Annotated in this window: 15 protein-coding genes; 9 read left to right on the forward strand and 6 right to left on the reverse strand. The window is 35.2% G+C overall.

The features are described from left to right. The 6 genes from ACJMLZ_RS06855 to ACJMLZ_RS06880 all read left to right on the forward strand — a co-directional run. A partial coding sequence (locus ACJMLZ_RS06855) for a hypothetical protein (RefSeq protein ID WP_405304842.1) occupies positions 1-417 on the forward strand: 417 nt, incomplete at its 5' end. A 141-nt stretch (positions 418-558) separates the two neighbouring features. After that, positions 559-1,674, forward strand: a complete 1,116-nt coding sequence (locus tag ACJMLZ_RS06860; protein ID WP_405304844.1) for a low temperature requirement protein A — start codon at positions 559-561, stop codon at positions 1,672-1,674. Then, positions 1,667-2,548 carry an SAP domain-containing protein gene (locus tag ACJMLZ_RS06865; protein ID WP_405304846.1) on the forward strand — a complete coding sequence of 294 codons (882 nt, stop codon included), beginning with the start codon at positions 1,667-1,669 and terminating at the stop codon, positions 2,546-2,548. The genes ACJMLZ_RS06860 and ACJMLZ_RS06865 overlap by 8 nt, the downstream gene beginning before the upstream one ends. Before the next feature lie 3 nt (positions 2,549-2,551). Next, positions 2,552-3,145: a DUF998 domain-containing protein gene (locus ACJMLZ_RS06870; protein ID WP_405304848.1), complete on the forward strand. Its 594-nt coding sequence runs from the start codon at positions 2,552-2,554 to the stop codon at positions 3,143-3,145. Between the two features lie 50 nt (positions 3,146-3,195). Next, a complete protein-coding gene (locus ACJMLZ_RS06875) occupies positions 3,196-4,320 on the forward strand; it encodes an aldo/keto reductase (RefSeq protein ID WP_405304850.1) in 1,125 nt (374 codons plus the stop codon). Positions 4,321-4,367: 47 nt separating this feature from the next. Beyond that, complete coding sequence (locus tag ACJMLZ_RS06880) at positions 4,368-4,616, forward strand: hypothetical protein (protein WP_405304852.1); 249 nt, start codon at positions 4,368-4,370, stop codon at positions 4,614-4,616. A 204-nt stretch (positions 4,617-4,820) separates the two neighbouring features. On the opposite strand, the gene ACJMLZ_RS06885 is transcribed toward ACJMLZ_RS06880, so the two are convergent. After that, complete coding sequence (locus ACJMLZ_RS06885) at positions 4,821-5,486, reverse strand: hypothetical protein (RefSeq protein ID WP_405304854.1); 666 nt, start codon at positions 5,484-5,486, stop codon at positions 4,821-4,823. Positions 5,487-5,535: 49 nt separating this feature from the next. Between ACJMLZ_RS06885 and argB the strand changes: the two genes are divergently transcribed. Further along, complete coding sequence (argB, locus tag ACJMLZ_RS06890) at positions 5,536-6,399, forward strand: acetylglutamate kinase (protein ID WP_405304855.1); 864 nt, start codon at positions 5,536-5,538, stop codon at positions 6,397-6,399. Positions 6,400-6,470: 71 nt separating this feature from the next. Then, positions 6,471-6,938: a deoxycytidylate deaminase gene (locus tag ACJMLZ_RS06895; protein ID WP_405304857.1), complete on the forward strand. Its 468-nt coding sequence runs from the start codon at positions 6,471-6,473 to the stop codon at positions 6,936-6,938. Between the two features lie 168 nt (positions 6,939-7,106). Here ACJMLZ_RS06895 and ACJMLZ_RS06900 read toward each other — a convergent pair whose 3' ends face one another. Further along, complete coding sequence (locus ACJMLZ_RS06900; protein ID WP_405304859.1) at positions 7,107-8,576, reverse strand: class I adenylate-forming enzyme family protein; 1,470 nt, start codon at positions 8,574-8,576, stop codon at positions 7,107-7,109. Then, the gene (aksF, locus tag ACJMLZ_RS06905; RefSeq protein ID WP_405304861.1) at positions 8,577-9,566 is read right to left on the reverse strand and encodes a homoisocitrate dehydrogenase; all 990 of its coding nucleotides are present in this window, start codon (positions 9,564-9,566) and stop codon (positions 8,577-8,579) included. 177 nt (positions 9,567-9,743) lie between these two features. Here aksF and ACJMLZ_RS06910 point away from each other — a divergent pair, with 177 nt between their 5' ends. After that, complete coding sequence (locus ACJMLZ_RS06910; RefSeq protein WP_405304863.1) at positions 9,744-10,208, forward strand: HEAT repeat domain-containing protein; 465 nt, start codon at positions 9,744-9,746, stop codon at positions 10,206-10,208. A gap of 112 nt (positions 10,209-10,320) precedes the next feature. On the opposite strand, the gene ACJMLZ_RS06915 is transcribed toward ACJMLZ_RS06910, so the two are convergent. From ACJMLZ_RS06915 to ACJMLZ_RS06925, 3 genes are read right to left on the reverse strand one after another with little or no spacing between them, the layout of a single operon-like run. Beyond that, on the reverse strand, positions 10,321-10,983 hold the full coding sequence (locus tag ACJMLZ_RS06915) for a hypothetical protein (RefSeq protein ID WP_405304865.1): 663 nt from the start codon (positions 10,981-10,983) through the stop codon (positions 10,321-10,323). 19 nt (positions 10,984-11,002) lie between these two features. Beyond that, positions 11,003-11,530 carry a TIGR00730 family Rossman fold protein gene (locus tag ACJMLZ_RS06920; protein ID WP_405304867.1) on the reverse strand — a complete coding sequence of 176 codons (528 nt, stop codon included), beginning with the start codon at positions 11,528-11,530 and terminating at the stop codon, positions 11,003-11,005. 12 nt (positions 11,531-11,542) lie between these two features. Next, positions 11,543-12,100 (reverse strand): DUF2115 domain-containing protein, encoded by a 558-nt coding sequence (locus ACJMLZ_RS06925; RefSeq protein ID WP_405304869.1) that lies wholly within the window; start codon positions 12,098-12,100, stop codon positions 11,543-11,545. Positions 12,101-12,217: the final 117 nt, after the last annotated feature.

Here is a 12,217-nt window from a genome sequence, read left to right on the forward strand (position 1 = left end):
GTATATAACTGCGGTCATTATCCAAAAGTCAACAATAACTTTTGGGGAGGAATCAATCCGACTTCAAGCAATGATCAGTTAATTGAGTGGATGCCGGTGTTTATACCGAATTATCACGAGGTTGACTCCAATCCTTTAAAATTAAAATTGGATGTTTATGTTGATTATAATCAGAGCAAGCCTATTATAGTGGCGGATGTGGCTTTCTATCTCAATAATGGAAATCATTTTGATGGCGAGCTTTATGATATTGACTTCCTGTCATTTGTCCTAACTCCTAATTTGAATGTTTTAATTCAGGAAAAAACTTTAAATGAGTTATATGCCGAATTGATGCCATTAACTGGCGGCAAATTAATTGTAATGGCTAAGTTCTATGATTTCTATACATTTAAGGAAATTGAAATTAACGCATAGGTCATGCAGTCAACTTCACTTGATGGAAAGCATAAAATGCTTCTATCCATTTATTTTTTTTCTTTTTGTTGTCATGACCAACATTTATAAAAATAATTTAAAATAAATAATTCAATATCAACTGTTTATTTGGTAATTTGAATGGATGTAAAAGTAAAACCCGTTGAGTTAATTGAATTGTTTTACGATTTGATTTTTGTATATGCAATATCCAAATTGACCGCTCTAATCTCAGAGCCTATCGGGGGAATAGTTCCGCCATATAACTTTTTTGCATATTTGATTACTTCTTTTGTAATCCTGCAGGCTTGGCTTTACTTCACAAACTATGTCAATAGGTATGGGCAGTGGAAGTGGTATGACTATGTCCTGGCCTGCGTGAATATGATTGCCGTGATTTACATGGCAAATACGATTTCCCATGACTGGGCTTCAATGGCTTTTCCATTTGATCTTGCAATGCTGATATTGCTTTTGATCGTTGTTGCGCTGTATTCAATTCAGGCTTGTAAGGAAAAATCGATGGTTGGAGCGGCAGGCAATTCCATTACAATTCTGTCTGTTGTCTGTACAATTTATGTAATAGCCTTATTGTCAATATTTTTCAACATGTCCCGATATGTGATTTGGATAAACGTGGTTGCTGTTTTGACAGGTGCGTTTCTACCATTTTTCATCAGAGGCAAGTTTGATGAAAGCATTATAAGCTTTCCGCATCTGGTTGAGCGCTTTGAGCTGCTGACTATCATCACTTTCGGTGAAGCTATCGTCGGCCTGACACATTTCTTTGATACATCAAACTTCAATTTTGTCCCGATTTTGGTATTTTTCATTGTTTTGACAATGTTCGGATCATATGTAATTCAAATTCACAGACTGATGCAGCATCACAGGGTCGATAGGTCTTTAAGATTAATGTTTAGCCATTATTTTATAGTGATAAGCATTAATTTGGTGACTGTTGCTTTGGAGTTGATTCACAGCGGTGAGGCAAATCCTGCATTTTCAAGCGGGTTGATGATTGCATCATTGATTGTTTTCTATCTTTCCATCATGGCAAATAAGCAGTATTATAGGCAAAATATTAAATTAACTAAAAAAGATATTATACTAATGTCAATGTTTACATTCATCGGAATGGCTATAATATTGATATTCATTTCAAATTTATATGCTTTCTTGATTGGAAGCTTATGTATAACATTTGGTAACTTTATGGTATTGTTAACCAAGTATAAAGGGTGTTTAAGTGAGTGAACAAAAATTAGAAGTGTTTAACGTTTTAAATTTTTTAAACAGTGGCTATGAACTTGAAGATATTCTAAATGAAGGTAATTTCGGAACTTTCGAGTCCGGACAGGCCTGTATAGATTATCTGGTTAGTGAAGGTTATCTTGAAGGTGAAAGCGGAGCCTTAACCGCAGAGGAAATATCCAAAAAGTATAAAGTCGCTGATTTAAAAGAACTCTTAAAAGAAAACGGCCTAAAGGTTTCCGGTAAAAAACAGGAACTTGTTGAAAGGATTTTGCCGGTTTTAAATGAGGGTTCACTTTCTGGAGATTATGAATTAACTGACAAGGCAAAGGAATTTTTGGCTGAAAATGAATGGATTGACCTCTACATGTTTGCGCTTGTCGCATTCAGATTTGAAGATTATGAAAATTATGTAAAAGAGGCTGGTGACAGTTCAATTCAAACTGCACATAAGTTCTGTGATGAAATATTGTCCTATGCATTAATGAACAATCAGTTTTTAATATTCATCGATGCATTATCCGCAAAGGCTCATGTTTATGCGTATGACGGAGATTATGAATCATTCCTGGATTATGATTTGCAGAGGTATATTTTAGGTTTAAACCCGATAATGTTGGATTCACAAAGCTATGCAAAATATGACATTGTGAATTATGCGAATATAATTAACTTAAAAAATGTTACAGAAAAATTGGACTTTGGAAGCTTAAAGAAAAGATTTGACAGAATTTGGGCTAAATCACATATTAAGAATATTACTGTACCTAAAAAGACCTGCTATAAGATTTTACAAAAGGCAATGGCTGGTGCAGACATCGAAGAGATTAACCTTGATTTAAGGGAAAAGTACTTCGATAAAAAATTTGGAATTTAGATTATGAGAAATAAAGTTGCTGGATTCATTCTAATTGCTGGCAGTCTGTACTATTTGTTAGCGGAAGCTATTTCCGCAACTTTTTTTAAATATTCTCTATTAAATACATATATTTTCCATACAATTTCAGAGCTCGGAATTCCCAACGGCAATTCCCCATTGTTCTGGCTGATGAATTCGGGATTTATTTTAATAGGCATAACTTTGCTATTCTGCTTTTTTTATAAGTTTAAAGACTATATTGTTAAAAACAAATTCATTCTGTATATTTTGGCGGTTATTGCTTCATTGGGAGTCATTATTGTCGGTCTGATACATGGAGGAAATCCGCTAACGTCAGGTTATCACACATTGGGTGCGGTCATGGCAATTTTGGGCGGAAACATCCTATTGGTTTTAATTTCCAGATCGATGGCGAAATTTGAAAAATATCAAATTATTACTCTTATTTTAGGCATCATAGGTTTAATCGCATTTTGGGTGATGTTTTTTAATATGGGAAACATTTACATGCCTGTTTTTGAGAGATTGTCTGTTTATACTTTAGTTTTATGGTGTTTTTTAACAGGCATATTTGTTGTTAGTAGCAACATTTAAATATTTTTCTCAATAGATATTTATCCAACTATTATTGATGGAGACTAATTATGGCAGAAGATGTAATGTTTGGTTTTGGGGCGATGAGGCTGGATTTGGTCGATGAAAACGATCAAAGCTCAGTGGATAACAATAACTATCAGGAAATGATTGACTATTATATGAGCCAGGGTTTTAACTACTTCGACACTTCATATGCATATCATGACGGCTCTTCAGAAATTGGACTTAGAGAATACTTGGTTAAAAAATATCCAAGAGATTCATTTAAAATAGCCGATAAGATGCCTACATGGCTGCTTTTGAGTGAAGAGGATAATCAGAAGTATGTTGATGAGATGCTTGAAAGATTAGGTGTCGAGTACTTTGACGTATTCCTGATTCACAATATCAATGAAGCATTTCTGGCCGTTGCTGAGAAATGCAATACATTCGAGTATATCAGGAAGATGAAGGAAGATGGCATTGCCCGTGAAATAGGTATCAGTTATCACGACAAGGCAGATTTGCTTGAAAAGGTGCTTGAAAAGTATGGGGATATGTTGGATGTTGTTCAACTGCAACTCAATTATCTCGATTGGGAAAGCCAACTAACGGAATCAAGAAAGTGCTATGAAGTATGCGAAAAATATGGCGTTGATGTAATTGTTATGGAGCCTATTAAAGGCGGAACCTTATTTAACTTGCCGGACAATATTAAAGATGAATTTAAAGCATTTAATCCTGATATGAGTTTGGTTGAGTGGGCGCTTCGTTTTGCGGCAACTCCGAAGAATGTAAAAGTCATTTTAAGTGGTATGGGAAATATTGACCAAATGAAGGAGAATTGTGAAATATTCAAACCGTTCACTGCATTAAACGATGAGGAAATTGAATTTGCATTGTCCATGGCCGAAAAAATCAAGGAACTTATTGCAATTCCATGCAGCTACTGCGGTTATTGTCTTAAGGAGTGTCCTGAAGGAATTCCGATTCCGGATTATTTTGAGTTGTACAACAGTGAAAAAATGTATTCGTTGCCTTCATTATATGCAATCTATGGAACCACTGCTGCGGTCAATGCACCTGCATCCGCATGCACTTACTGTGAATCCTGTGTGGAAATCTGCACTCAAAAATTAGAAATTCCAGACTTGCTGGAAGATGTTGCAGATTTATTCGAATCAACAATGTAGCAAAGTATAAATAGTATCTGGGTTAATTACCTTTAAAGGTGATAAAAATGACAAACCTTGATAAATCCGTTGAAGAAGAAATCTTAGCTATTGTTGAAAAATACCAAAAAGAAAACACAAAACTTCTAAACTACCTAATAACTGATGATGAGATTACATTCTTTTCTCCAATCGCTAATGGTAGTGAAATAACTGCAAGTGATTTACAAAAAGTTGCAGATATTTTAAATGGTTCATTCGAAGGAATGGAAATAGTAAACCAGGAATACAGGTTTAAATTTAAAATGGGTATCTAATTACTCATTTTTTCTATTTTTTTATTAATTATGTAAATATGTCTTGCGTATTTGTTTTTCAAACACATTAAAAACAAGTAAGAACCAATTGAAGCAGATCAGATAAAGTTTTTTTTATGGGATATTACCGCATCTTTTCGGCAGGTTTTCTTTATTCAATTTCTTCAATCTGCTAGCTAATAGTCAAATCTAATGCTATATGGTTTATTTTTTCAAATACTCCTGTGTGAGTTTGCATTCGCTTATGCACTTTGTACAGCCCAATCCGTTTTTATACTGGTCAATAATGTATTCGCTGCATGCTTCAATGTCAATAATGTCTTTTCTATTTAATCGGTCATTCCATTTTTGGGGATTGATTGCTTTTACAGGACAGGCATTTTGACAGTTCTCACAGTCATCACATTCCGAATCTGTAATTGGTGTTCCAAGCTCAAGGGGCATATCGGTCAATATCGCACCAAGCACAACTGCTGAGCCGTATTCGGGGGTTACAAATAATGCTGAACGGCCAATCCAACCTAGCCCTGATTTGGTAGCTATTGTCTTGTAAGGCAAGATGCTCAATAGCTTTTCCATATCGCATTCGTTTCTCTGCATGGTTAGGGCAAATGCATTGTAACCATTGGACTTTATGAATTCCTCTCCTTTAAGAGCAATTTTTGTCAATTCGGCAATTTTGGCATGAAAGCTCTTCCAATATTCTGGATAATCTTCATTTTCAACTAACTGTATGGTCTCTTTGGGCAATTTCAAAACAAGACTGATTCCATAAGGCAAGTCAACAAAATCTTTGGCCAATCCGTTTACATCAGCATAACCTACTTTACTCACTCCAAGCCCAAGAAGATATTTTTCAAGTTCATCCATACACTTACTTTTATAAATGATTAAATAAAATATTTATTGTAGTGATTAAATGAAAGATATAGATGTTTTAATTGAAGCTTTACCTTATATCAAAAAGTTTCATAATGAAAAAATTTTAATTAAATATGGCGGACATGCCATGGTGGATGATGAAGCAAAGTCATCTACAGCTCGCGATACTGTTTTACTCAAATATGTAGGTATGAAACCAATTATTGTTCATGGTGGAGGTCCTGAAATATCCAGATCAATGGATAAATTAGGAAAAGAACCTAAATTTATCAAGGGACTTCGTGTTACCGATGAGGAAACCATGGAAATTATTGAAATGGTGCTTGTTGGAAAGATATCAACTGAAATTGTATCAGAACTCATTAAACATGATGGTGATGCAATAAGCCTGTCCGGAAAAGATTCAAGTTTGATATTTGCTCATAAAACGGAAGCTAAAAAAATCGATGAAGAACTTGTTGATTTGGGTTTAGTGGGTGAAGTTGACTGCATCAACACTGATTTATTAGACATGTTTATAGAAAATGATTATATTCCTGTTATTTCCCCTGTCGGTATTTCAAAGGACGGGACCAGTTTGAATTTAAATGCGGATACTGCGGCTGGAGAAGTTGCAAGTGCTATGGGTGCTGAAAAGTTAATCATTTTGACTGATGTTCCCGGTGTTTTAAGAGACCCTTCAGACCCTGACTCATTGATTCAAAAAATCAGAATCGATGAGGTTCCCAGTTTAATTGAAGAAGGTGTTATTTCAGGAGGTATGATTCCTAAAATCGAAACCTGCGTTAAAGCCATTGAAAATGGTGTTACATCATGTCACATTATTGATGGGCGCAAAAAACACTCATTGCTTTTGGAAATTTTTACTACTGATGGCATCGGAACCATGATTTATAAATAATTATTCAAAAATAAACTTATTCTATTTAGTTTAATTCTTAAACAGTTATTGTTGAGGCAAGGAGATATAGTATGGCAAATGGAGAGTCTATAAACGAGAATAATGCAAATCGTATGAGTAAAAATGAGTATTATACTGCAATTGCACTTGCCGTATCAAAAAGAAGCACATGCTTAAAAAGGCGATACGGAGCAGTAATTGTCAATAACGATGAGATAATCAGTACAGGTTATAACGGAAATCCTAGAGGAGAGGAAAACTGTTGTGATAGAGGGGACTGTCAAAGAATGAACCTTCCATCCAATTCCGGAAACTACAATGACTGCTTTTCAGTACACGCGGAACAGAATGCAATGATCAGTGCAAGCAGAAATGAAATGCTCGGCTCAACAATTTATCTTGCTGGAGAAAAATATGATGATGGGGATTGGGTTGAAATAGATGATGCGGAACCTTGTCCGATATGTTTCAGAATGATAAAGAACTCTGGAATTGATAGAATAGTCAGCAAGAAAGGGGTTTTAAAGCTGCGCGAGTAGATTTGAGATGGATTTTTGGGATAGTTGTGATTGCTAGTACTGACCTTGACTATGCACACTAACTATTCAAAACTTGTTTTTAAAAAGGATCCCCACATATTTTTGTCGTGATGATGAAAGTGAATGTATAATCGATGCTCTTTAGATATATTTTTCATCGCTTGAGTTTTATTTTTTAAACATTTGGCGTAATTCCCGTCTGAGCAGTTTCCAACCATTTACCCTCGGTAGTTCATCCAAATCGTAAATTTCACGTGGAACCTTATATCTTGAGAGGTTTTCGCGTGCATATTCAAGTAAACCTTCGCTGTCGTTTTCATTTTCCCAAACGACTGCAGCTACCGGAATTTCTCCTCTGTGACAATCATCTACACTAAAAATGGCAATTTCTTTTACTGCAGGATATTTGATCAAGACCTCTTCCACTTCTGTTGGATAAATTTTCCATCCGCTCATTACAATCATATCTTTTTTCCTGTCGGTAATGAATAAACGATTATCCTCATCAAGGTATCCGATATCTCCTGTTAAAAACCAACCGTCATCTAAAAATGAGGATTTGGTCTTTTCAGCATTTCCCCAATAACCTTTGGCTATTGCAGGGCCTCTAAGTGCAATTTCACCCTGTTCATATTGGGGTAAAATCTTATTGGAGTTGTCTTCGTCAACGATTTTGACTTCTGAAAAACAGACTGGATGGCCTACACTTTCAAATCTGTCGGCTTCCCTGTAGTCTTCAGGTCTGATTACAGTTCCGGTTCCAATTACAATTGTTTCGGACAGTCCGTATGCATTGATGATTGGAATTCCATAAGTTTCATGAAAATCCTTCCAAATCTTTTTATGTAATGGTCCTCCACCGGAAATGATTTCACGAACGGTTTTTAACTGTTGTCTTTTATCCATTGTAGTTAGGGAATGTATTACAGGGGGCATTCCAGTCAAAACGGTAACCTTTTCGCTTTCACATAAATCCAAATATTCGTCTAAGTTAAACTGTTCAATTAAAATATAATATGCCGCAGCCCTTAATGCGGCAATGGACCATGAAAGGCCAACGTGGGCCATTGGATAAATTCCCAGATAAACGTCGTCCTGTTTTAAGGTCAACACATCACACTCGTTGTGGATTGCAGTAAAATAATTTCCATGAGTGAGCATTGCCCCTTTAGGTTTTCCGGTTGTTCCTGAAGTATACTGCAATTGGCATAAATCATCCCAATCTGTATTCTCAGCAGGCAATACATCGCAATTTTTAAATTGTGATATGTTTTTAGGAATGTAAGTTTCAATGTCGATTATGTCTTTGGCGTCATCATCGCTAATCATTAGTTTCGCATTTGAATCGCTTATAATGTATTCAAGTTCGGCTGCAGTAAAGATTCTGTTTGCAGGTATGGCTATTGCACCAATTCTCCATATTGCAAAAAGTGAAAATAAGTATTCTTCGGAGTTATTTAAATAAATCAAGACTCGGTCTCCTTTTTGGATTCCCAATTCTTTTAAATTTCTTCCAATTTCGGAAACAATTGATAATATTTCGCTTGAATTAAATTTATTTCCTGTTGTAGGATTATATAATACGTCTTTGTCAAGTCTTTTTGAATTCGCGTCGAGAAATGTTGTAATGTTAATCATCTATATTAACTCCTTTACAATAGCTTTTGTAATGTCTATTGTGCTTGCATCCCCTCCCAAATCAGGGGTCCTTATTTTACAGTCAGCAATCACTTTTTCAACAGCATTTTTAATGTCATTTGATATTTCCCATTCTCCCAAATAATCAAGCATCATTGAAGCGGACAGTATCATGGAACATGGATTTGCGACATGTTTTCCAGCAATATCTGGTGCGGATCCGTGAACAGGTTCAAATAAGCCGTTGTGGTCGCCTATATTTCCTGATGGTGCAAGCCCCAAACCGCCTACCAAACCGGCACTTTCATCTGAAAGTATATCTCCGAATAGGTTGCTTGAAACGATGACCTCAAAATTTTGAGGTTGGGTAATCAGATACATCGCCATTGCATCAACATAATAATCTTCAGTGGCAATTTGCGGATAATCTTCAGCTATCTTATAAAAGCTTTCCTTAAACACGCCATCGGTCTTTTTTAACACATTGCTTTTGTGAACACATGTAACCTTGTTTTGTCCTCTTTTAATGCATAGGTTGAAGGCAGCTTTTGAAATCCTTTCGGAGGCTTTTCTGGTAATGTGGCGTTCTGCTATCATCTGATTTTCATCACCGTATTCCACTTGGGAATAAAGCCCTTCGGTATTTTCCCGCACTATTACAAAATCAATATCGTCTCGTATGCAGTTAACTCCTTTATAGGATTTTATAGGTCTGATATTAGCGTAAACGTTAAGTTCTTTTCTTAAATTGATAATAGGGCTAGGCTGGCCTGGCGTGGATGTTGATGCTCCAAATAACACTGCGTCACTTTTATTTGCTATTTTTATTGTCTCTTCAGGCAGTGTTGTTCCAGTATTGTTAAAGCACTCAAATCCCGCTTCACCATACTTGAAACTAAATTCCAAATCTAGTTTATCGAGCAGGTACTCGCAAGCATTCATTACTTCCTTACCTATTCCGTCTCCACTTATTATTGCAATATTATACATTATTTTTCACTTGATACAATTTGTTCGTATATTTATAATATTGGTCTTATGCTATTTAATAGTAATTAGAAAATTTTGTTCGTATACTATCGAAATATTTTTATAAAACAAAGTATAATATTATATTAATTACAAATTTAGTAATAGATTTCCTTATAGAATTTTTGGGGGATTAAAATGGAAAGAAGTATCGATGAGTTAATTGATTTATTAAACGACAAAGATGATTTTGTTGTTGAAGATGTTATGGGTGAATTGGAATTAAGAGCCGATGAAGCAGTGGATCCTTTAATTGATGCTTTATCTCACAGGAAAAAACAAATTAGATTGCATTCTGCTACTTTATTGGGCGCTATTGGTGACCCAAAAGCTATTCCTGCTTTAATTGAAACTTTAAAAGATAACAATAAACTAGTTAGAAGAGAAGCTTCAACCGCATTAAGTCGTATGGGTGAACCTGCAGTAGATCCTTTAATTGAAACTTTAAACGATGAAGATTGGAGAGTTAGAGGGGCTGCGGCTTGGGCTTTAGGTAACTTAAATGATGAAAAAGCTATTCCTGCACTTGAAAAGTTGCTTGATGATGAATCAGGTTATGTAAAACAAGGTGCACAAAGTGCAATAGCTTCAATTAAAAAATAAGATTTTTCTTATTTTTTTTATCTTTTTTTCTTATTTTTGATATTATTTTTTTTTATTAGCAATCTTTTTGCATGTTTTTGGATATCCTGAGGCATTGTGAAGTAGAATAATATTAATCCTTTAATATGATTACCTTATCAATCATCTCAATCAGCATCCTATTTATTGGATTTTTAAAGGACAGCGGATGTTCCTTAGGATAGTCTGCACTGAATGGAAGTATCATAAAGCTGGACATGCACTGATCAGTTGACCTTAGCGCAAAATATGCTTTGTACTCTCCGCCAATAATATTTATCATTATCCCCGCATCTTCTGTAGGCTCATGACCGGAAATTCCTTCTTCAGCATATATTCTAAATATTTTTCCCTCTTCTGAGCTAATCAGCCCGTATTCCAGCAAGTATAAATCTTCTTTGTCAATTTCACCAAAATCCAGTTCATATTCATCATATTCACAAACTTCAGAACAATCCTCTTCGGGCAATCTGATGTAGGGGCTTGAATAAGCTAGTGAAATGTAAATGCCGTCATGGTCAAGTGCTTTTGAGATAATGTCATAATATAAATTGTCCAGGGGTATTGATTTGTATCTGTCTCCCAATATTTCAGGAACCGTATGTGTAAATCCGCCATCTTCAATTACAGTACAGTAAAAATGTTTTTCACCCAAATATCCTGCGGTAGATGCCCTTTCAATAGTTTCTTTAATGTCGATGTCATTTGCATTTTCCAATTTTTCAGCTATTTCAAGGGCTTGTTTTTCGCTTATCACTGTCCCACCACTTTTCGATTTATCTTAAATAGTCAAATATCTCATCAATTGAATTTGCTATATGAAAAATTTCCTCTTGTTTGTATAAAAATCCCTTTTCAGCCATTTCATCAATCATTTCAAGCATCTTGTCATAGAAATTATCAATGTTGAAGACAATTATTGGCTTGTCATGTCGTTTAAGCTTTTTAAGGGTTATAATTTCGAAAAATTCATCCAATGTTCCAATTCCTCCGGGAGAGATTATGAATGCATCGGAATATTTCAGGAAATTGTTTTTTCGCTCATCCATTGTGTCGACATAGATGAATTCACTGCATCTTTCACATAAAGGTTCAAAGTCATTGATCCATTTGGGTGCAATTCCGATTGATGAGCCGTTATTGTCATGAACTCCTTTTGCACATGCACCCATCATTCCGGTGTCTCCTCCACCAAAAACCAATGTATGGCCTCTTTCAGCTATCTGACATCCCAGTTCATATGCCGCATCGGTGTAGTTTTTGTCTATTTTTCTACTTCCAGAACCATAAAGACAGATATTCATAAAATCAACTCACTAAATGTCGGGGGTTTGCTCGGCAAGGCACATGTGGCAAACAGCATTGGCATTGTCTTTTTGATTGTCTTTAACGGGACATAAGTATTTTCCATTTCTTTTTTCCACTTTTAAATTGCCTGGGAATTCACTTCCAACAGGGTGTATTGGCTCTTCAAGGATAAATGTTGTATATAATGCAGTAATCACATAAATTAAGGGGAATTTGTCGTCATGTGTTCCGAAGGTTTCTTCCCTTTCCTTTTCAAAGGTTCTCTCATGCATTGGAATCGATTCATCAAAAGATGTTTTGTCAATGGCTGAATGGTCATAGTCATCTTTTGCAAGAACTTCCTTCATGCGCAATAAAAAGTATTTTATATAGATTTCAAGGTATTTTTCACGATAGCTCGCATGAACGAATTCTCCGTCTTTTCTCATACGTGCTGAAGCTAGCATTAAATCATATACTGAGATTAATCGAGCATATTTTTTAAGTATTATCATTAAGTCATCTTTTGTTATCTCTTTTTGTGGTGTTAATCCTCTCAGCTCAACAAGTATGTCTTCCGGCTCCATAATTTTATTATGGATTTTATTATTAATAAAAATTTTTTAAAGGTTGAAAACCAAATAATAAATGGGGAGTTATTTATGTCTGAAGATTTTATGGAGATTTCAAAAGAAGATATTGAA

It is taken from the genome of Methanobrevibacter sp., from assembly GCF_045126245.1.
In the GTDB taxonomy this organism is placed as follows: domain Archaea; phylum Methanobacteriota; class Methanobacteria; order Methanobacteriales; family Methanobacteriaceae; genus Methanocatella.